We start from the raw sequence: 21,088 nt of genomic DNA, 5'->3' as shown, positions 1-21,088 counted from the left end.
GCACCCGTGTAGGGCCGTGCGCAAGCGACAGATTGAAACAATAACTCAAAAATCTGGCCGTACATGAGATGAACCAGTAGCAGGAGTAATGTAAATGGCTGATTTATTTGAAAATCCAATGGGATTAGACGGTTTTGAATTTGTGGAATTCACCGCACCGAAGAAAGGGGTGCTGGAAACCGTATTTGCATCCATGGGCTTTACTAAAGTCGCAATCCATAAGTCGAAAGACGTGGAGTTATGGCGTCAGGGTGATATTAACTTTATCACCAACTACGAGCCTAAAAGCTATGCTTCCTACTACGCAGAAGAACATGGGCCCTCAGCCTGTGGTATGGCTTTTCGGGTTAAAAATGCCCAGTTTGCCTACAAAGAAGCGATCAAAAAAGGCGCACAGCCAGTGGATATTCCTACCGGCCCCATGGAGCTGCGCTTGCCAGCCATTAAAGGCATTGGTGGGGCGAATCTGTACCTGATCGATCGCTATAAAGAAGGCGAAACCATTTACGATATTGATTTCAACTGGATTGAAGGCGTCGATCGTCACCCTGAAGGCTGTGGTTTTCACACCCTCGACCACCTGACGCATAATGTTTATCGTGGTCGTATGGATTACTGGGCTGATTATTACACTAAGCTGTTTAATTTCCGTGAAATCCGTTATTTCGATATTAAAGGTGAATACACGGGCTTGTTGTCCAAGGCCATGACCGCACCGGATGGGAAGATCCGTATTCCGCTGAACGAAGAAGCCGCTGGCGGTGGCGGCCAGATTGAAGAGTTCCTGATGCAATACAACGGTGAAGGGATTCAGCATATTGCCTTTGCCTGTGATGATCTGCTGGCTTGTTGGGATCGCCTGAAGGCTCAGGGCACCAAGTTTATGACCGCACCACCAGAGACCTACTACCAAATGCTGGAAGAGCGTTTGCCCGGTCATGGTGAGCCTGTGGACGAGCTTCAGTCTCGCGGTATCCTGCTCGATGGCACCACCGAAGGTGGTCAGCCACGTTTGTTGCTGCAAATTTTCTCTGAAACCATGTTAGGTCCCGTTTTCTTTGAATTTATTCAGCGCAAGCAGGACGAAGGCTTTGGAGAAGGTAACTTTAAAGCCCTGTTTGAATCGATTGAGCGTGACCAGGTGAACCGTGGTGCGATCAAGAAAAATGAAGAGGAGACAGCATAATGGCCATTAAACGTATCCACCATGTGGCGTATCGCTGCAAGGATGCCAAGCAGACGGTAGAGTTTTACCGTGACTTGCTGGGCATGGATTTCCAGTTAGCCATTGCTGAAAACGAAGTGCCTTCGACCAAAGAGCCAGATCCCTACATGCACGTGTTTCTGGATGCAGGCATGGGTAATGTGCTGGCGTTTTTTGAAATCCCCAACTCACCAGAAATGGGTCGTGATGAGAATACGCCGGCCTGGGTACAGCACATTGCCTTTGAAGTAGAGAGTATGGATGAGCTGCTGGCGGCGAAAGAGAAACTGGAAGCCAATGGCGTCGACGTACTGGGGCCGACGGACCACACTATCTTTAAGTCCATCTACTTCTTTGACCCGAATGGCCATCGTATCGAGCTGGCCGCCAATACAGCGAAGCCTGGTATGCTCGGTGAGCTGAAACGTGTCGCGCCAGAGATGCTGGATGAGTGGGCACGTACCAAGCAAGCCCCCAAGCATGCCGACTGGCTGCACAGTGGTGGTGATTATAAAGGTGCAGGGGAATAAGGCTATCCCAGCGCTAACGCCTTACTCAATGTTACTACCTTCCAAGCCGGCTATTTCTTAGCCGGCTTTTTGCTTTTCAGACCAAAAGAGACAATCCATTTGCCAGCAGCTACGATTCGGTATTAGGCTTTGTGAGCGCTATTACTTCGTTGGAGTCCCCGTCTATGCTACATGCCCCTTGCTGCAAACTGCTCATTCCCGTTCTGCTGTGTATTGTGCTGAGCGCCTGTGCCGGTGGGATTACTGGATCCGGTCAGGGCAAACCCACCGTCATACCGGTGCAGCTGGTAGAGCAGCAAGGCCAGTGGTTTATCCAGCGTCAGGGTCAGCCCTATTTTATAAAGGGCGCCGGAGGACGGGATCATCTTGAATATCTTGCTCAAAGCGGTGGCAACTCCGTTCGTACCTGGAGCACTAAGGATGCTCAGCGAATATTGGATGAGGCTCATAAGGTGGGGCTGACCGTCATGCTCGGTCTGCGTATGGGCAAAGAGCGTCATGGCTTCGATTACCATGACAAGGCAGCGGTGGCACGTCAAAAAGCCCGTATTCGTGAAACGGTTCTCAAGTACAAGGATCACTCGGCACTGCTGGTGTGGGGCATTGGTAACGAGTTGGATCTGTTCTACACCAATACCGATATGTGGTATGCCGTTGAGGATATTGCCGCGATGATCAAGCAGCTTGACCCTCATCACTTAGTCACTACCGTTACCGCTGGCATCAACGAAGAGAAAGCCGCATTGATTGCGCGGCGAGTGCCAAGTATTGATTACCTGAGTATTAATATTTATGGCGGTCTGGAAACCTTGCCAACCACCCTCGAAGACATCGGCTACACGGGCCCTTATGTGGTGACCGAATGGGGCCCAACGGGCCATTGGGAAGTGGAGAAAACAGCCTGGGGGGTGCCCATAGAGCAAACCAGTACCGAAAAGGCGGCGATTTACCGGCATCGTTATGAGCAGGGAATCGCTGGTGCGCCGGGCAAGGCGCTGGGATCCTATGCGTTTTTATGGGGCCAGAAACAGGAAACTACCCCCACCTGGTACGGCGTATTTACCGAAGCAGGTCAACCCACAGAAGTGGTAGATAGTCTGCATTATCTGTGGATGGGTGAGTGGCCTGTTGCACAGGCACCCTCTATTGTGTCTTTTACATTACAGGGTCAACCGGCCACAGACAGTCTATACCTACTGCCAGAACAGGTTGTGGCGGTGGAGCTTGACTATCAATCGGGCAGCGACAGTCATATCGATATTCACTGGGAAGTGTTGCCGGAAAGCACCGATATAAAATCTGGTGGTGATCCAGAGGCCCGCCCACAGCCGGTGCCGCTAAAGCTGATGGTTGACAATCAACAGGGACAGATGCAGTTTCTGGCGCCACAAAAGCCGGGTGCCTACCGCTTATTTGTGAGCATCGAAAACGGCACCGGTAAAGTGGCCAATGCCAATTTTCCTTTTATGGTGGCGCCTGTTGATTGAACTAAAGACATGATTGAGCTTGGGGGGGATCCCTCTTGTCAGAGTTACTTTTGCTGTTGCCAGACAGGTTTTCCTGCCTGTATCACCATGGCAATGTCGCGGGTGTTTTCAACTGACAGGCTGGGATCGGAGCCAAACACCACAAAGTCGGCAACCAGCCCCGGAGCCAGGCGCCCGAGCTGATGTGACTGACCAAGCACTTCGGCACCCTTGTGGGTGGCCATGGCCAGAATCTGCATCGGCGTCAGTCCGGCATCGGCCAGCAGCGCCATTTCCTGATGGTAACTCAACCCGGGGATCACCCAGGGATTGCCAAGGTCGGTGCCGATACTAAGGGTGACTCCACGATCATGCAGAAGTTTTACAAAGGCCAGTACTTTGGGCCAGACCTGCTGTGCTTGCTGATAATCTTCAGCCTGCCAACCAATATTGAAATGATAAAAGGTGCGCCAGTTGTTCAGCAAGTCAGGATGAACTAATTCGAGTTCTTTATGTGCGGTGACTTTTGGCTGATCAGCAAAAAACGTGTTGTAAAATACAATCAGAGTGGGATCCACTGCGGTGTCGGTGGCCGTCAGTGTCTGCGCAAGTTGACTTATTTGTTGACTGTCCAGTGACACCTGCTGATACCACTCAAACCAACTAAAACTGCCTGGACGACGATTTTGCAGATAATGTTGCCGTTGATTGTGCTCCAGCAAATCTGGCGACACCGGCATGGCATGTACCAGATGATCAATGCCTAGCTCTGCCCCTGTTGTCCAGCTGATATCCTCAAGATGTGCAATAACCGGCAACTGAAATGTCTCGGCACTGTCTACTGCAACAGCGATCTGTTCCTGGCTCAGGCCGGTGTAGAGTTTGATATAGTCTACGCCAAGTTCAGCCTGCTCGCGGATAACGTGATGAATCGTTTCATCGGTGGTGACTTCTTTTACCAGTCCATCAAAGGGTTGAGTGTTAATAATCGCACCGGCCACAAAGGCTTTCGGGCCTTTGACTTCACCACGTTGCTGCGCTTTTTTGTAGGCCAGGTTAGCCTCGGTATCGCCACCAGGATTGCGAATCGTGGTGATACCATGTTCAAGCAATCTCTCGCCATTCCAGCGGCCGGTTTCCAGGTTGTTGGCGGCATCAAAGGTAACTTTTTGTCCCTCTACCTGATAGCTGACCTCACCCAGACTGATATGTGCATGGGTATCGATAAATCCTGCGGTGACATATTTCCCTTGCAGATCCACAATCTGATGTTGACCGTTGAGTGTTGGTTTGTTCTGACCTACTGAGACAAAGCGGCCATCTCTGACCAGCAGATAGCCATTATTGACGATCTTGTTGTCTTTTGGATGAATAAGGGTGGCATTGATATAGAGTGTCGAAGTTGTGGCGGCGACTGACAAGGCGGGCCAGATAAGTGCCAGAATCAGTGTGAGAAGAAGTGTAATTCGATACATATTGCATGTCCTGATTAGTTGATTTCAGGATCATTAGTCGTGGCAGGCGAAGAACCCTTACAACCTGATTGGCTGTTAACAGAAAAAAGTGCAATGGTTTGCAAAATCATTGTCTGAGAGACAGGCATCTCCATCCCTGGACGCCTGTAAGTGTCTGGTCAGGCTGCGTTATTCTGAGAGTCGTTTGAGTATGATTTCTGCGCCGCGCTTTTTATGACGAAAGAATAACAGTGCCAATAAGAGAACCAGCAGAGCCAATATCAAACGCGATATATCGATAGTCATGGCGCCTGTGGTCAGGTAATCGACTGTGACGATAAGCATCAACACCAGGGTGAAGATCCCCGTGCTGGTCCAGCTTAAGTGCCAGCGCAGCACTTCCTGTTTAGTCAGACTGATCTGTTCAGGAATTGATTCCGTCAGCGTTTTGTTCCTGAGCAAACGGAAACTTCGCAACCGACTGAGGTTTATCAACAGGTAAGTCACGCTGCCCCAGATAAAGGCAAACCCCAGCCATATTGACTGCATCAGATTCGCATCGGTTCTGAGCTCTGCAATAAACAGATAGCCAACGGCTATCACCAGCATGGTCTCGACAATGACGTTAAACGCCATGGTCCAGGACTGTTTTTTGTGCCGGTGCTTTAGTTTTTCCAGCGCAATAACCGGTTTTTCAGGGGCTGATTGCCAAAGTTCAGACAACTCGGATAATTCATCTTTTTTCATTCCTCTGCTCCTTCCAGTAATTCTGACAGTTTGTGCTTTGCCCTGTTGAGCCTCACAGCAACATTGCTGTCACTGAGGCCCATGACCTCGCCAATTTCTGTGTTATTCAAATCTTCCAGCTTCAGCAGTATCACCTGGCGCAGACTCAATGGCAGTCGGTTAATTGCGATGATCAGCTTTTGCTGGCGACGGCTATGGATTAAATCGGATTCGGGACTGATATTGTCGTCTTCTATCTCGTCTACCAGCTCTTGTTCGTTAGTCCGGCTGTGGCGACGAATGTGGTCCACCGCAACATTGTGGATCACACGGTAAATATAAGTATTCAGTGAACACTGACCATTAAAGCCTGACACAGAACGCCAGACTGCCAGTGCCATATCCTGTGCCAGTTCATCACGCATAGCTGGACGAGCCTCATAGCCGGACGCGGCTCTCAGAATCTTTGACCAGTACTGCTGGACTATCTGCTCGCCCTGGTCGCTTGTGCTGTCCCTGTTGTTATCTGCCAAGAGTCATCACTCCAAAATCCTCAGCCTCAAATGTCTGTCATCCTTCAGTCGTAACAACATCCAAAAGCTTACAAAAAATAAATTTGTAAGATTTTTGATAGTAAGCCGACTGCAAGGAGTGAGCCCCACTGTGGGGAAATTAATAAATGGAGCACGCATTATGTTTACCCTGAAATCATTACGTCAACTGAATAAGAAACGCACCCTGAGCATGATTTGGTCTGTTGTTGCGCTCGCCTGGCTGGGGATGGCCGCTGCCTTATTCATGCTAACGGATAAAGATATCACGCTGGCAGTGGTCGCTACGGTTGCCGTTATCACCGAAGTGGCATTTTGGCTCACGGCGTTGATGATGGGCGTGGCGATGGTGGATGCCAGAAAAGCCGTGGTTGGTAAGTTTACACGCTTTTTCAGGCAGCCTGTTAAAACACTTTAAGGGTGTCCGGAAATCCATGGCGCGAGTCTGTGCCGGCAGATATTTAGTCCAATTCGTTGTGTGAATTGCTATCATACTGCCGGCCAATGATGCTTAGGAGACGTTATGAAAGCCTGTGGTGTGGATTTAAAGGGCAACGAAGCGAATATTTGTTTGTTGTCGTTGATAGACGGTCTGTTTCATGTACCTGACTGTCGCAGTCGAAAGTTAACGCTGGCCGATACCAGTGGTAAAGGGCTCAAACATTTTCAGAGCACGTTCGCCAAACTGGTGGCGGACTACAAAATTGATAAGGTGATTATTCGTCAGCGTCCCGCAAAGGGAAAGTTTGCTGGCGGTGCCGTGGGATTCAAGCTTGAAGCCGCCATTGAGCTGATTGAAGGCCTGGACGTGGTGATCTTCAGTCCAACGGATATCAAGGAGTCGCTTCGGCGTAATCCACTGACCGTGCCCTTTGCCGAGACCGGACTGAAACAGTTCCAGGAAACCGCATTCAATACCGCTTATGCCTGGCTGATGAAAGACAGCCACACTGCGTAGTCAGCCGAATCGGATATAGGCCTGGGATGAACTATCTGGCCCACTTGTTTCTTGCTCAGCCCAATCCTGCTTCGCGAATGGGCAATTTGCTGGGTGATTTTTGTAAGGGCGTGAACCCCGCCACCTATTCCCGAGCGGTGCAGGCGGGACTCTACAATCATCGTCTTGTCGACCGCTTTACCGATAACCATGCCCTGGTAAAAGAGGCGAAGCGCCGTTTTAGTGACAAACGGCGTCGCTTCGCCGGCATTGCCCTGGATGTGTTGTTTGACCACTTTTTATTGCGTCAGTGGCAACAGTTTAGTCACCAGCCAATATCGGACTTTTTAAGCCACAGTTATGGGCATTTGCAGCGAGGGCTACCCGACATGCCACAACCTATGCAACGGGTGATTAAGGGCATGATCGAGCAAAACTGGTTGCTGCAGTATCAGAGTCTCGAAGGGGTGGGCTATGCATTGGATCGCATCAGCGAGCGTATCCGCTTTGCCAATGACTTTGACGGCAGTGTAGAGGAAATTGAAGTCCATTATCCGGCGTTTGAGGCCTGCTTTGCGCAATTTTTCCCGGAGCTGATTGAACATGTTAATCTGCATGGACCGGAGGCTGTCGACTGAAAGCGGCAGCGGTGTCCCGTTAAGCGATGCCGGTCTTTCACTGATGCCCCACTGACATAACAGGAGAGTATGATGAAGCTTCAAACCATCGTTTGCAGTACCCGTCCCGGACGGATCGGACCCCAAATAGGCAAGTGGTTCAATGAGTTTGCTTTGCAGCAGTCCGGCTTCACGGCCGAATTGGTGGATATCGCTGACTACCATTTACCCGTGTATGACGAGCCGAATCATCCACGCCAGCAAGATTATCAGCATGAGCATACCCGCAAGTGGTCGGAAAAAATTGATCAGGGTGATGCTTACGTGTTTGTGCTGCCTGAATATAACTTCTGTCCGCCACCGGCCTTTTTTAATGCCCTGAACTTTATTTACAACGAGTGGAATTATAAGCCCTGTGGGTTTGTCAGTTACGGCGGGGTGTCTGGTGGATTGCGTTCTGCTCAATTGGCTAAACAACTTGTCACTGCGCTGAAAATGATGCCGATTCCAGAGGGAGTACTCGTGCAAATGCCCTGGAATAAGCTCGATGATGACAGCCACTTTAAAGCGGAAGCGCCGCATGAATCGTCCGCTACCGATATGCTCAAAGAGCTGCATCGCTGGGCCGCGGCCTTAAAGGCAATGCGCCAGTGACGGCAGGGTGTCAGTAGGGAACATGAGAAACGAGATGAAGCGCTGCGCGTTTTTATCGATGGACGATATCGGCGACTATTATGTCTACGATGAACTGCTGATAGAGCCCATGGCCAGCCAGGGATGGCAGGTGGAAACGGTGTCCTGGCGTACTGAGCACACAGATTGGCGACGATTTGATGCGGTTATTCTGCGCAGCTGCTGGGATTATCAGCAGGATCCCGCGGCGTTTATGGCGCGCCTGCAAGAGATTGCCAGACATACCCGGGTGTTTAATGATCTGGACACCGTGCGCTGGAATATCACCAAATCCTATTTACGGGATATTGAATCCGCCGGCATCCCCATTGTGCCGACATATTGGCCTTCGCATCTCAATGCCGGGGTTGTGCAGCAGGCCATGAGCCATTTCAATACGCCAGAGCTGATTGTCAAACCTCTGATTAGCGCCAGTGCAGAGCATACCTATCGACTGCATGAGCAGCAGATAGATGCTTGTCTGCGTGACATTGCACCGGTTTTCTCAACACGCCCCTTAATGCTACAACCCTTTATTGAAAATGTGACAGAAGAGGGCGAACTCTCACTCTTTTACTTCGACGGGGCATTTAGCCATGCGATTCGCAAAGTCCCTAAGCACGGCGACTTTCGGGTGCAGGAAGAACACGGTGGTGCGCTTTACTCCATCAACCCCGAATCCCGGGTGCTGGAGCTGGCAGAGAAAACCCTGAAGGCCATTCCCAGGCGCCTGTTATATGCACGGCTGGATTTTATCCGCTATCAGCAGGATTATGTGGTGATGGAACTGGAACTGATCGAACCATCACTGTACTTCAATATGGATGATGATGCCGCCATGCGGTTTGTGCAGGCCTTCAAGCGCATGACAGAAAATAGCGATGCATAAAAGCCATAAAAAAACGGAGTCGTACCTGGTCAGGGCCCTGACGGAGGTGTGCGAAGAGGCCAAGTTCAGGTATCGGGGGTTCAGCTGGCTGACGCATCAGGTGCGCTACCCGCATTTTCCATCATCACTCATCATTACCTGTGTTTTTGAAACCGATGAACAGGTGCAGGAACTGTTAAATACCGACCAGGACATTGCACTAAAAGAAGACATTGTTGCCGCACTACATAACTATGATTTAGACCTGCTTGTACCCTCACGTCATATTACGTTGGATTCAGAACAGGCCTGTGTTCGTGAGCACAAAGGGAACTGGAAGCGGCGCCTCGGCGAGCCCTGAGTGTTGTCGCGTTATAACAAGGCCGGATTGTTTTGCCACAGGTTCCAGTTCAGCAGCGCCGCGAAACTGACCCACAGCAGGTAAGGCAGGAGCAATAAGGCCGCTGCCTTTTGAATCTTCCAGAAGGCCTGCAACGTCATAGCAATGGCAAACCATAGCAGTATAATTTCCACAAACGCCAATGCACCCAGAGACCAGCTGAAGAATAGCCAGCTCCACAGGCCGTTTAGCCCCAGTTGCAGTGCATACAGACCTAACGCGCCGTTGCGGGCGGGGTGAGATGTTCGCCACACCAGCCAGGCTGCAATTGCCATTAGTGTGTAGAGCAGTGTCCACACCGGACCAAACAGCCAGGCAGGGGGGCTCCAGTCTGGCTGATTCAGTTGTTGATAAAAATCCGGCGCGTTAATTGAGGCGATACTGCCGATGGTCGCTACCGCATAGGTGACGGCCAGAATGAATATCAGCATCAGACTCTGGCGAATCAGACTGTGTTGTGACGAGGCGCTTGTCTTCATTGTTGCTGCTGTTGCTCCAATTGTGCCCAGAGCTTTTCTGCTTCGCTGGTCAGCATTGAATAGGTTTTAATATCCCCACGTCGCTGTGCCAGCATCGCCTGCTCGAGCTTTGCATCGTATTGCTTACGTAACTTCTTTGTCGGATCAGATTTGAGCCAGCCAAACATATTCACCTCGGTTTCTGGTAGAGAATCTTTAGAGGGATACGGCGATTTCCCAACAAAAGACCACATACTCCTGCTTCAGCATAGAACACATCATGATGCTTTGGTGTGCATAATAATACGCTGACAGGCCCGATCCCTGTCATTACTGCACGCTCCCTTGTTTTTCGTGGCTGATAAAGGCAAGGTGTAAAGAGGTTTTCACGGTTACCTGAATCAATAAGGAGTTCTGAGCATGGCCGACAGTCCTCAGGGGAAGCTGAATCCCAAGGTGTTTTATCCGGCAACCGGACTGGTATTACTGATTCTGTTGTTTTCGGTCGTCGCCCCGGATACTGCCGATGCGACTTTCAAAAGTGTCCAGTCTATGATCATCACCAACACCAGTTGGTTCTATGTATTGGCGGTGGCTTTTATTCTGGTGACGGTACTGTACCTGGGCTTTTCCCGCTATGGCAGCATCAAGCTCGGGCCTGACCATTCTGAGCCCGATTACAGCATGATCACCTGGTTCTCCATGCTGTTCTCCGCAGGTATGGGAATTGGGCTGATGTTCTTCGGGGTGGCAGAGCCGGTGATGCACTTTCTGGCCCCGCCCACCGGTGATGCCGGAACGGTAGAGGCCGCCCGTGAGGCGATGAAGATCACTTTCTTTCACTGGGGCCTGCATGCCTGGGCCATCTACGCCATCGTTGCGCTTATTCTCGCTTTTTTTGCCTATCGTCACGGACTTCCACTGACGTTGCGGTCGGCACTGTATCCGCTGATTGGTGAGCGTATTTACGGTCCCATTGGTCACGCTGTCGATGTTTTCGCCGTCATTGGTACCGTGTTTGGGGTAGCGACATCATTGGGTTTAGGGGTGTCGCAGGTCAATGCCGGGCTGCATCATCTGTTTGATATGCCCGTTGGTATTGGCATGCAAATATTCCTGATCATTGGTATTACCTTACTGGCGGTAATCTCAGTGGCCACAGGACTGGATAAGGGCATACGGCGTTTATCAGAGTTGAATATGGCCCTGGCCGTAGGGTTATTGGGTTTTGTGTTGTTGCTTGGGCCCACGGTGTTTTTGTTGCAGGCCTTTGTGCAGAATACCGGAGCATACCTGTCTGATTTGGTTGGTAAAACCTTTAACCTGTTTGCTTATGAACGAACCGACTGGATTGGCGGTTGGACCGTTTTTTATTGGGGCTGGTGGTTATCCTGGGCGCCTTTTGTGGGGCTCTTTATTGCACGCGTCTCACGGGGCAGAACCATTCGACAGTTTGTTCTGGGGGTGCTGATGGTGCCCACCGGATTCACGCTGATGTGGATGACGTTTTTTGGCAATACCGCCATAGACTTTATTCTCAATCACGGCGCCAGCATGCTTGGTGATATGGTGCAAAAGGATGTTTCCGTGGCGCTGTTCGCCTTTTTAGAGCAGTTTCCGTTTTCTTCAGTGCTGTCTGTGCTGGCAACGGTGATGGTTATTGTCTTTTTTGTGACTTCTTCAGACTCCGGCTCCATGGTTGTGGACATGTTGTGTTCAGATGGCCGTGATGATACGCCCTTGTGGCAGCGGGTATTTTGGGCCAGTGCCGAGGGCGTTGTGGCCATTATCCTCTTGCTGGCTGGAGGACTGGGAGCATTGCAGACCATGACCATTGCCACCGCCTTGCCTTTTGCTGTGGTGTTGTTGTTCGCTACCTTTGGTCTTATTAAGGCTTTGCGCATTGATGTGTATAAACGAGAGGCGCTGCAGAATAATTATTTGACCGCGGCAAGTATGGGAAGCGGTAACTGGCGTGAACGCCTGCAGACCATCATCGACTATCCCAGTAAAGAATTGGGACGGCGCTTTATTCAGAAGGTAGCAACCCCCGCCTTCGAAGAAATGGCCAGTGAAATGGCAGATAAGGGCTATCAGGTCGAGGTGACAAAAAATAACCCTGATAGGGTGAGTTTCAAGGTGGTTCATGGTGAGGAAATCGATTTTCTCTATGAGGTGGTACTGAGGCCCCATGTGCGACCTGCATTTTTGACGCCTGAATCAGAGGCAGACCCGGATAAGATGTCGGAAGATAAGTTGTATTTTCGCGCTGAAGTGCATCTGGGTGAAGGCGGCCAGGACTATGATGTGATGGGCTGGTCCAGAGAAGCTGTGATCGGCGACATTATCGATCACTATCATAAACATATGCATTTTTTACATGTGCTGAGATAACAAAACGGGAATGATGTGGTATCTCGCTTTGCCTGTCAGCAGTGCAAAGGAGTTTTAACGTGAAGACACAACAACGGCTCAACCGCGTCATCGAAACGGGCAAGACAAGCTGCGGACGCATAGTATCAGCGCTGGTGGCGCTGCTTTTTACCGCCAGTGTTGCCGCTTCGTCCTCACTGACTGAGGCGGATATGGTCATTACCGGCGCCGATATCTGGACCGCCGATGCTGATATGCCAAGGGCGGCGGCCCTGGCCGTCCGTGGCGAGCATATTCTGGCGGTAGGCAGTGAAAAGCGTATTGCGGCTTATATCGGTGATCGTACTCGTGTTATTGATGCCAATGGGGCCACGGTGTTACCCGGTTTTATCGACAGCCATGTGCATTTTCTTATCGGCGGTATGGGCTTGTCGTCAGTACAACTGCGCAGCGCTCAGACACCCGAAGAATTCCGTCAGCGCATCGGCGAGTTTGCTTCCGCGCAACCCAAAGGGCAATGGATCTTAAACGGGGAGTGGGATCACGAGAACTGGGGCGGTGAATTGCCCAGCCGACAGTGGATTGATGCTGTCACCCCTGATCACCCTGTGTTTGTTATGCGATTGGACGGACATATGGCACTGGCTAATTCGCTGGCCTTAGAGATGGCGGGGGTTAAACGTGACACACCGGCGGTTACGGGCGGTGAAATCGTGCGTGATGAACAGGGCCGTCCCACAGGGGTGCTCAAAGACAACGCCATGAACCTGGTTCAGGCCGTTATCCCTGAGCCTGATGAAGCACAGCTGGATGCGGCGTTGCAGGCCGCCAGTAAGCATGTGGCCAGTTTTGGTATTACCAGTGTCCATGACATGGGCGACTGGCAGAGCATGCGCAGCCTGCGCACGTATCAGCGGGCTCATAAAAAAGGCGAACTAAAAACCCGGATCTATGCCGTGGAACCTCTGCAAACCTGGCGAAAAGTGGCTGACTATGTGGCTGAGCACGGTCGTGGTGATCACTGGCTCAAGGTGGGTGGCGTGAAAGGCTTTATGGATGGTTCGCTGGGGTCGCACACGGCGGCATTTTACCAACCCTATACGGATACGCCGGACGACCGCGGGTTTTTTATTAATTCGCCCGCGCAAATGCAAAGCTGGATCCGTTCTGCTAATCAGGCGGGATTGCAACTGATGGTGCATGCCATTGGCGACCGTGCCATTGGCTCGCTGCTGGACATCTACGCGGCGATTCAGAGTGAGCAGGGGCCAGCAGATCGACGTTGGCGTATTGAACATGCTCAGCATATCCATCCCGATGATCTTGAGCGCTTTGCCAGTCTGAACGTCATTGCCAGCATGCAGCCTTATCATGCGATAGATGATGGTCGCTGGGCAGAACGGGTGATCGGCTCTAAGCGGGCCCGGACCACTTATGCCTTCAACGACTTATTACAGGAAAAAGCACGCCTGGCATTTGGCAGTGACTGGTTTGTGGCTCCGGTGTCGCCCATCATGGGCATCTACGCTGCGCTGACCCGTCGCACGCTGGACGGTCAGCATCTGGACGGTTGGGTGCCCGAGCAGAAAATATCTCTTGAGCATGCCCTTTCAGCCTATACCATCGATGCTGCGTATGCCTCCGCAGAGGAAGACATAAAAGGCTCTTTGACGCCGGGTAAGCTGGCAGATATTACTGTGCTGGATAAAAACCTGTTCCGTATTGCGCCGCAAGACATGGATGAAGTGAAAGTACGCCATACTATCGTTGGCGGCGTCAGTGTGTATCCTCAGCGCGATTAGGTGACGCAGAACTGCTGCTTACATCCAGGAGGCCTTAGCGGCTTCTACTTCGAACAATCCCTGATTAATCAGCTGTCGTCCGTGGTGGCTGTTGATATAGGGAATCGACTGACCGCCGCAGGCAAGAACCAGTGTCACAGAGCAAAGGTGATAAGGTTTCATCCACAGGCTTTGCCTGAATTTGCTTTGCTGGATTTTGCTCAGCGCGAAGCTGTAATAGTCCACACCGAATAATCCTTTTCTGATATACACATAGTGATCATCCAGGGCAAAGCCCCAGCGTTTCCAGCGCAGATAGATTAGCGAGCACGATACCAGCAGACTCAACAGGGTAAGCAGCATGGCTGTGATCTGGGGGGATACCAATATCGCCACTGCGCTATGGAGTACCCCCACATACATCATATTACGCAACAAAAACCGACGGTCGATGGCCTGATAGTGGATGTGATTCAACTGATTGTCGGCATAAATATCTTTGAGCAATGCCTCACATTCGCCATGCGTAATCGACGGTACGATGATTTTGTTGTTCATCACCGTTGCCTGGCCTTGCTCAATGTTGCCATTAAACTGTTCGAGTTTGAGATTAATGCGGCCAATCAGGCGGTCCAGCCAATCCTGTCTGCGTACAATCATTTGCAGCCGGGAGCGTTTCATCGACACTTCGTGGCGCGTGAACAGACCACTGCGGCAAATATAACGATCATGCAGGCGACTGAGCCGGTAACCATAGAAGCTGATGATGGCTCCCAGCACGGAAAACAGTGTCAGCAGCAATACAAAGGTGACAACTAAGGTTAGAAGGGTCAGGGTCACTCGCCAGAGAGGCTGATGGGACGGATCCAGTAAAGCCTGTATATCAAACCCGGACGTGCTCAGAGTATCGGCGAACCAGTCAAACAAGTTGTCGAAAAAAGGCGCCAGCCCACCGAGAAAGATCCAGATTCGGTTGCTGGTCACACCATGGATAATTAAATCCCCGATGCTGCGACGATTTAACTCCACTTCTTCATCAGTATCACTTGGATTGCCAGGTTGATGGTTGTCCGCACTTATCTCAACTGTCGGTGTTGTGGCTTGTTGCAGTATGGCGCTTTTTAAGGACAACGCCTGTTGCATGGGCAGTGCAAAGATTTTCGCTTCATCCTTACTGGAGCCTGCGGTATCCAGCAGCACGCACGTGTGATTGCCGGGGCGGTAGAACAGGGGTTGTTCCAGTTTGACGTTATGGATTCGGTGAAAAGGCAGATCCAGATGTGTTTTACTGATCACACCCGAGCGAATTTGTAGGTGGTCATCACTGAACCGATAGCGGTAAAAGTGAAATTTAAGCCAGCTGATAAACACAACCACCAATAACAGAACGCCTCCTGCGGCGGCTGTCAGCGGCAGGTTTTCCATCAGGCGGGAATAGCCAATCAGCAGCGCGGGTATGAGATAAATCAACTGACCAAAGATCTGGCGCAGCAGATGAAAACTAAAATAGACGATGGCTATCCAGGGCAGCTTCTGCCAGGCATGCAGTGCTGAATTTGGTGAATGTACTGCGGAGTTGTCAGTCATTTTCGACGATATCTTTGTGCTCAAGAATAAAGCGCCGTATGCCCTTGGCGGTGGCCAGTGGCAGGCCGGGAATGGCGAAGGTATGCATTGCGCCTCCTGCGCTGAACACCTGCAGACTGGCAAGGCCTGCGCGGCGTTCGATGGGACCTCTTTTGAGCTCCACATGCTGAATGCGCAATACCGGCTGAGTGACGGTACTGATAAAGAGCAGTCCACTGCGATAGCTCAGATCATGTTCTCGCAGCGCATAGCCTTTACGTTTGTCCGCTGCGTACCAGTATGGCGGTAGTACTGCGGCGGTCAGGGTCAGAAAAAACCGCGCGTTGTCGAGGTTGGACGTAATCAGGGTGGGAAGACTGAACCATTGCTGCCAGGTCAAAACCAGCGTTATCAGCAGCAAGAAGAGGAATAAACTCAGATTGAGTAATAAGTTCAGTTTCGCATACCAGGGTGACAAGGGGCTGAATGTTAAGGCATCAATATCAGGGAGCGTAGTGAGTTGCCGGTTGGTAAAGTGTTCGGAATGCATGCCGTTGCCTACAAAGATCCATCAGGAGCCTGAGTGTTACATTAAAAACACGGTGAGAAAAGAGGGCAAGGTTGTTGGCAATTTTCGCCACGGGACTGAAAGCTTAAGATTGGTTCATCAAGGGTCATAGAGGTAATTCAGTTTTGTTGGCAGGACGGCAAAAACTCGCACGTTCTTCTGACTATTCGGCTGAGATGATGATAACAAAAACAAGGCAAAGAGATTGGTGTAAGTGAGTACTAACATTCTGCCTGAGTCATTTATTCCTAAGGCCACATAATCAGAATATTTGCATTCGCGAAAACTCCAAAGGGCGCCTACACTTGTCACAAATGTTTAAAAAACAATCAGTTTAATGGTTTTTTAATCGCCACGGAAGGGTGTTCGCCTGAGCGGTAACACAGGCTTGCCTTCATCAAGACTGAATAGAATAAAAGGGTTGAGGATATGGCGTTCGCTGTCGTTCTGGTCATCCTGGTGTTGGGTTCGGTGTTGTTCCACTTTCTGTCCCCATGGAATATGACTCCACTGGCCTCAAATTGGGGCAGCATAGATGTGACCATGCTGATCACACTGGTGATCACTGCGGTGGTGTTTATTGCCGTCAACTTCTTTATTGCCTATGCAGTTATCAAATTTCGCCATACCCCTGAACGAAAAGCCGAGTATGAACCTGAAAACAAGAAACTGGAGTGGTGGCTGACACTGGGCACCAGTGTCGGCATTATTGCGATGCTGGCGCCCGGGCTCATTGTCTATGCGGATTTCGTCAATGTTCCGGATGATGCCCATCAGATTGAAGTGGTTGGGCAGCAGTGGTCATGGAGCTTTCGTTTTCCGGGGCAGGACGGGCAACTGGGCAAAAGTGCGATTGAACACATCAGCACCGATAACAGCTTTGGCGTAGATCCACTGGATGAGGCGGGGCAGGATGACAGACTGCTTACCAGCAACACGCTGATATTGCCCGTTAACCGTCCGGTCAAACTCTCCCTGCGTTCGAAAGATGTATTACATAATTTCTATGTTCCAAACTTCAGAGTGAAAATGGACTCGGTGCCAGGGCAGGTGTCTTATCAATGGTTTACACCAACCCGAACTGGCGACTTTGAGATTCTCTGTGCGGAGTATTGTGGTATTGGTCACTTCAACATGCGCGGGTATATCAAGGTGGTGGAACAGCAGGAATATGAGCAGTGGCTGGCGGACTTACCGACCTTTGCTCAGAGTCTGATGAGCGAGGCGTCTGAAGCGCTCAGTGTCAAGGCGAAACAGGGACAGGAGGTCGCACAGAAAAAAGGATGCATGGCCTGTCATGGATTTGAAGAGAGTCCCGCCGGTCCGTCATGGTTGGGGTTGTATGGTGCGAATCGCACATTCAAAGACAGCACCGAGCTCATTGCAGATGACGACTACCTGCGTGAAGCCATCGTTGAGCCGGGCGCAACTATCGTAAAAGGGTATGCGCCGATTATGCCTAAACTCGAGCTTAGTGAACTGGAAGTTGATGCTGTGATTGCCTTTATCAAAGAGAGAGGCAATCGCGACAGTGATGCTGGTGCGCAAACGATGCAAAAGAATCCGGCAGAACAAAGTAAAAGCGGTGCTGAACTGGCGCAAAGTAAAGGGTGTACCGCATGTCATAGCGTTGATGGTAGCCGGCTTGTTGGACCCAGCTGGCAGGGGCTCTACAACAGTGAGCGAAGCTTAGCCAGTGGTGAAACGGTGCTGGCAGACGACGCCTATCTGAAGGAGTCTCTGTTCAAGCCCAACGCAAAGGTGGTCGCAGGTTACCCTCCGGTGATGCCTCCTTCTCAGTTGAGTTCAGCACAGGCTGATGCGCTCATCGAATATATCAAGACCTTGTAATGGCGATACCAGCAAACAGGAGTGGACAGTCATGACAGCACAGGAACACCATAGCCCTCAGAGCTTCTGGACCAAGTATATCTGGAGTCAGGATCATAAGGTGATCGCCATCCAGTATTCACTGACGGCAATCTTTGTTGGCCTGATTGCACTGGTGCTGTCTACCCTGATGCGGCTGCAACTGGGTTTTCCTGGTAGCTTCGATTTTATTGATGCCAGCGCGTATTACCAGTATGTGACCATGCATGGGATGATCATGGTGGTTTACCTGCTTACCGCAATCTTTCTTGGCGGGTTCGGCAACTATCTGATACCGCTGATGGTAGGGGCCAGAGATATGGTCTTCCCTTTTGTTAATATGCTCAGTTACTGGTTCTATCTGCTGGCTGTGGTGGTATTACTGGCCAGCTTTTTTGTCACCGGTGGGCCAACAGGAGCAGGCTGGACGCTTTACCCGCCTCAGGCGATTTTACCGGGTACGCCAGGTTCGGACGGGGGCATCATTCTGATGCTGATCTCGCTCGGTATCTTTATTATTGCGGCGACTATGGGAGGGCTTAATTACGTGACCACAGTGTTGCAGGCCCGTACCCGCGGTATGACGCTGATGCGGATGCCATTGACTATTTGGGGCATCTTTATGGCGACGATTCTGGCCCTGCTCGCGTTTCCCGCGCTGTTTGTCAGTGCCATTATGATGTTGTTTGATAAGTTGTTGAGCACCAGTTTCTTTATGCCCGCGATACTTTCAATGGGAGAGCAGCTGGGGCATGAAGGTGGCAGCCCGATTCTGTTTCAGCATCTGTTCTGGTTCTTTGGTCACCCTGAAGTTTATATCGTTGCGTTACCGGCCTTTGGTATTGTTTCCGATCTGATCAGTGTACATGCCCGCAAAAACATTTTTGGCTACCGCATGATGGTATGGGCGATTGTGGTTATCGGCGTACTGAGCTTTGTCGTTTGGGCCCACCATATGTATGTCAGCGGCATGAACCCGTATTTTGGCTATTTCTTTGCGACCACCACCCTGATAATCGCCGTACCCACAGCGATCAAAGTGTATAACTGGGTACTGACCTTATGGCAGGGTAACATCCGCATGACCGTGCCCATGCTCTTCGCACTGGGCTTCGTGTCTACTTTTACCATAGGGGGGCTTACCGGGTTATTTCTGGGTAATGTGGTGGTGGATCTACCGCTCTCAGATACGTACTTTGTGGTTGCCCATTTTCATATGGTCATGGGCGTTTCACCGGTGCTGGTCATATTTGGGGCTATCTATCATTGGTATCCGAAAATGACCGGGAAGATGTTGCACGACGGGCTGGGTAAATTTCATTTCTGGACAACGTTTATCGGTACCTATACGATTTTCTTCCCCATGCATTACTTAGGTGTGCTCGGTGTGCCGAGGCGTTACTATGCCTATGAAAACTATGATTTTATCCCCGAATCCGCCAAAGACCTGAATGCTTTTATCACCATTGCTGCAATTTTTGTGGCACTGGCTCAGCTGGTGTTTCTGTTTAACCTGGCCTGGAGTTACTTCAAGGGCAGAGCAGCCGGGTCGAATCCCTGGCAGGCTACGACACTGGAATGGCAAACCGAGACAACCCCCCCGGGGCATGGTAACTGGGGAGAGTCCATTCCTGAATGTCATCGCTGGGCCTATGATTACAGTGTGCCGGGATACGAACAGGACTATCTGCCTCAGAATCAACCCGGGGAGGCCAACGCATGAGCCTTTTCCATAGCCTGACGGAAAAGCCCTGGCTGCAGGGTAATGTTGTCCTGCCTGAGCAGAAAAGTCCCGAGCGAGTCAGGCGTTCGGCGCTAAAAGTGCTGCTATCAGTGATTTCGGTATTGTTCCTGTTGTTTTTTGTGGCCTTTCTGATGCGTTCGCAGTATCCGGACTGGCGTCCTTTGGCCGAAGAGCCGGGTCAGCCACTTTACTACCAGGGCCAATTATGGCTTAACACGCTGTATCTGGTGTTAAGCAGTTTCTGTTTTCATTGGGCCAGTGTCGCCGTTAAACGAAACAGCCTTAAGGCGAGTCAGGTCGGCATTCTTGTCGGCGGTTTGTTTGCAGCGGCCTTTATTGGCGGGCAACTGATCTTCTGGCAACAGCTTCAGGAGCAAGGTTTTTTTGTTAATCACAGTCCGGCTCTGAGTTTTTTCTATTTATTCACCGGTTTGCACATCGCGCACTTAGTGGGGGGCATCATTGCCTGGACCATGGCGTTGTTTTCATTGCGTACCGATCAATCACGGGTGGCGTTGTGTGCCACCTACTGGCACTACCTGTTGGTGTTATGGGGAGTGTTGTTTGCACTGTTGGTGAGTAAACCTGAAACCTATGATGCGATCGCCGCATTTTGTGGGCTGGGGCAATAGTCATGACAATCAAAACTTCTTCCAAGGCCCAGGGAATGACAGGGCTCATAGCCGACTTCTCAGCTGACCGGGAAGCCTTCTCGGTACCCTGGGGCAAGGCGATGATGTGGATCTTTCTGCTCAGTGATACCTTTGTATTCGGCTGCTTTCTGATCGGGTATATGGCGGTACGTATTGCAGCCGTTGAACCCTGGCCACCTACCAGTGAAGTGTTCGCCCTGACCATTGCGGGTCACTCTATTCCTTTAGTGTTAATTGCCATTATGACATTCATTCTGATCACCAGCAGCGGCACCATGGCTATGGCGGTCAATTATGGTTATCAGAAAAAGCGCAAAAAAGCCGCCTTGCTGATGCTGCTAACCGCGGTGTTGGGCCTGACATTTGTGGGGATGCAGGCGTTTGAGTGGACTAAACTGATAGAGGATGGTGTGCGCCCCTGGGAGAACCCCTGGGGAGCGGCGCAATTTGGGGCGGTGTTTTTCATGGTGACGGGATTCCATGGTCTGCACGTTTCCATTGGCGTGATTTACCTGACCATCGTCGCACTTAAAGTCCTCAGAGGCCATTATGAACGCAAGGGCTATGAAATTATTGAGATCACCGGTTTGTACTGGCACTTTGTGGACCTGGTCTGGGTGTTTATTTTTGCATTCTTTTATCTGTGGTAGG

General features: G+C 50.9%; 22 protein-coding genes. 15 read left to right on the top strand and 7 right to left on the bottom strand.

Translation table 11 applies throughout. The features are described 5' to 3' along the window. Window positions 1–94: 94 nt before the first annotated feature. From hppD to CCY32_RS09510, 3 genes are all read left to right on the top strand, one after another. The gene (hppD, locus tag CCY32_RS09520; RefSeq protein WP_088330374.1) at window positions 95–1,186 is read left to right on the top strand and encodes a 4-hydroxyphenylpyruvate dioxygenase; all 1,092 of its coding nucleotides are present in this window, start codon (window positions 95–97) and stop codon (window positions 1,184–1,186) included. Further along, entirely contained in the window at window positions 1,186–1,734 is a 549-nt protein-coding gene (locus CCY32_RS09515) for a VOC family protein (RefSeq protein ID WP_088330373.1), read from the top strand. The genes hppD and CCY32_RS09515 overlap by 1 nt, the downstream gene beginning before the upstream one ends. 164 nt (window positions 1,735–1,898) lie before the next feature. Further along, a complete protein-coding gene (locus CCY32_RS09510; RefSeq protein ID WP_088330372.1) occupies window positions 1,899–3,221 on the top strand; it encodes a glycoside hydrolase family 2 TIM barrel-domain containing protein in 1,323 nt (440 codons plus the stop codon). A gap of 44 nt (window positions 3,222–3,265) precedes the next feature. On the opposite strand, the gene CCY32_RS09505 is transcribed toward CCY32_RS09510, so the two are convergent. The 3 genes from CCY32_RS09505 to CCY32_RS09495 form a co-directional block, all read right to left on the bottom strand. Beyond that, complete coding sequence (locus tag CCY32_RS09505; RefSeq protein ID WP_088330371.1) at window positions 3,266–4,675, bottom strand: amidohydrolase family protein; 1,410 nt, start codon at window positions 4,673–4,675, stop codon at window positions 3,266–3,268. 168 nt (window positions 4,676–4,843) lie between these two features. Continuing rightward, on the bottom strand, window positions 4,844–5,401 hold the full coding sequence (locus tag CCY32_RS09500; protein WP_088330370.1) for a hypothetical protein: 558 nt from the start codon (window positions 5,399–5,401) through the stop codon (window positions 4,844–4,846). Beyond that, complete coding sequence (locus tag CCY32_RS09495; protein ID WP_088330369.1) at window positions 5,398–5,913, bottom strand: sigma-70 family RNA polymerase sigma factor; 516 nt, start codon at window positions 5,911–5,913, stop codon at window positions 5,398–5,400. Before CCY32_RS09495 ends, CCY32_RS09500 begins: the two co-directional genes overlap by 4 nt. 160 nt (window positions 5,914–6,073) lie before the next feature. Between CCY32_RS09495 and CCY32_RS09490 the strand changes: the two genes are divergently transcribed. The 6 genes from CCY32_RS09490 (at window position 6,074) to CCY32_RS09465 (ending at window position 9,386) form a co-directional block, all read left to right on the top strand. Next, window positions 6,074–6,349, top strand: a complete 276-nt coding sequence (locus tag CCY32_RS09490; protein ID WP_088330368.1) for a hypothetical protein — start codon at window positions 6,074–6,076, stop codon at window positions 6,347–6,349. A 105-nt stretch (window positions 6,350–6,454) separates the two neighbouring features. After that, entirely contained in the window at window positions 6,455–6,889 is a 435-nt protein-coding gene (locus CCY32_RS09485) for a DUF3010 family protein (RefSeq protein ID WP_088330367.1), read from the top strand. Between the two features lie 26 nt (window positions 6,890–6,915). After that, window positions 6,916–7,506, top strand: coding sequence for an ACP phosphodiesterase (locus tag CCY32_RS09480; RefSeq protein ID WP_088330366.1), 591 nt, complete (start codon window positions 6,916–6,918; stop codon window positions 7,504–7,506). A gap of 69 nt (window positions 7,507–7,575) precedes the next feature. Continuing rightward, window positions 7,576–8,139: an NAD(P)H-dependent oxidoreductase gene (locus tag CCY32_RS09475; RefSeq protein ID WP_246840576.1), complete on the top strand. Its 564-nt coding sequence runs from the start codon at window positions 7,576–7,578 to the stop codon at window positions 8,137–8,139. Between the two features lie 22 nt (window positions 8,140–8,161). Continuing rightward, a complete protein-coding gene (locus CCY32_RS09470) occupies window positions 8,162–9,046 on the top strand; it encodes a hypothetical protein (protein ID WP_348638941.1) in 885 nt (294 codons plus the stop codon). After that, window positions 9,039–9,386 (top strand): Fis family transcriptional regulator, encoded by a 348-nt coding sequence (locus CCY32_RS09465; protein WP_088330363.1) that lies wholly within the window; start codon window positions 9,039–9,041, stop codon window positions 9,384–9,386. The genes CCY32_RS09470 and CCY32_RS09465 overlap by 8 nt, the downstream gene beginning before the upstream one ends. Window positions 9,387–9,397: 11 nt before the next feature. Here CCY32_RS09465 and CCY32_RS09460 read toward each other — a convergent pair whose 3' ends face one another. Beyond that, window positions 9,398–9,904, bottom strand: coding sequence for a TspO/MBR family protein (locus CCY32_RS09460; protein WP_088330362.1), 507 nt, complete (start codon window positions 9,902–9,904; stop codon window positions 9,398–9,400). Then, a complete protein-coding gene (locus CCY32_RS09455; protein ID WP_141096214.1) occupies window positions 9,901–10,071 on the bottom strand; it encodes a DUF6435 family protein in 171 nt (56 codons plus the stop codon). The genes CCY32_RS09460 and CCY32_RS09455 overlap by 4 nt, the downstream gene beginning before the upstream one ends. 232 nt (window positions 10,072–10,303) lie before the next feature. On the opposite strand from CCY32_RS09455, the gene betT reads away from it, so the two are divergent. Both betT and CCY32_RS09445 read left to right on the top strand, forming a co-directional pair. After that, complete coding sequence (gene betT, locus CCY32_RS09450; protein WP_088330360.1) at window positions 10,304–12,277, top strand: choline BCCT transporter BetT; 1,974 nt, start codon at window positions 10,304–10,306, stop codon at window positions 12,275–12,277. Between the two features lie 59 nt (window positions 12,278–12,336). After that, entirely contained in the window at window positions 12,337–14,058 is a 1,722-nt protein-coding gene (locus CCY32_RS09445) for an amidohydrolase (protein ID WP_210401721.1), read from the top strand. 18 nt (window positions 14,059–14,076) lie between these two features. Here CCY32_RS09445 and CCY32_RS09440 read toward each other — a convergent pair whose 3' ends face one another. After that, complete coding sequence (locus tag CCY32_RS09440) at window positions 14,077–15,624, bottom strand: PH domain-containing protein (protein WP_088330359.1); 1,548 nt, start codon at window positions 15,622–15,624, stop codon at window positions 14,077–14,079. After that, window positions 15,617–16,153 carry a PH domain-containing protein gene (locus tag CCY32_RS09435; protein WP_088330358.1) on the bottom strand — a complete coding sequence of 179 codons (537 nt, stop codon included), beginning with the start codon at window positions 16,151–16,153 and terminating at the stop codon, window positions 15,617–15,619. The genes CCY32_RS09440 and CCY32_RS09435 overlap by 8 nt, the downstream gene beginning before the upstream one ends. A gap of 447 nt (window positions 16,154–16,600) precedes the next feature. Between CCY32_RS09435 and coxB the strand changes: the two genes are divergently transcribed. From coxB to CCY32_RS09415, 4 genes are read left to right on the top strand one after another with little or no spacing between them, the layout of a single operon-like run. Continuing rightward, window positions 16,601–18,022: a cytochrome c oxidase subunit II gene (gene coxB, locus CCY32_RS09430; RefSeq protein ID WP_088330357.1), complete on the top strand. Its 1,422-nt coding sequence runs from the start codon at window positions 16,601–16,603 to the stop codon at window positions 18,020–18,022. A gap of 31 nt (window positions 18,023–18,053) precedes the next feature. Beyond that, complete coding sequence (gene ctaD / locus CCY32_RS09425; protein ID WP_088330356.1) at window positions 18,054–19,763, top strand: cytochrome c oxidase subunit I; 1,710 nt, start codon at window positions 18,054–18,056, stop codon at window positions 19,761–19,763. Further along, window positions 19,760–20,416 (top strand): cytochrome c oxidase subunit 3, encoded by a 657-nt coding sequence (locus CCY32_RS09420; protein WP_088330355.1) that lies wholly within the window; start codon window positions 19,760–19,762, stop codon window positions 20,414–20,416. Before ctaD ends, CCY32_RS09420 begins: the two co-directional genes overlap by 4 nt. A 2-nt stretch (window positions 20,417–20,418) precedes the next feature. After that, on the top strand, window positions 20,419–21,087 hold the full coding sequence (locus tag CCY32_RS09415) for a heme-copper oxidase subunit III family protein (protein WP_088330354.1): 669 nt from the start codon (window positions 20,419–20,421) through the stop codon (window positions 21,085–21,087). Window position 21,088: the final 1 nt, after the last annotated feature.

This window comes from Lacimicrobium sp. SS2-24 (genome assembly GCF_002201535.1).
Lineage (GTDB): Bacteria > Pseudomonadota > Gammaproteobacteria > Enterobacterales > Alteromonadaceae > Lacimicrobium.
The sequence above is the reverse complement of the archived record's forward strand: the minus strand, read 5'-3'. Positions and strand labels throughout refer to the sequence as shown.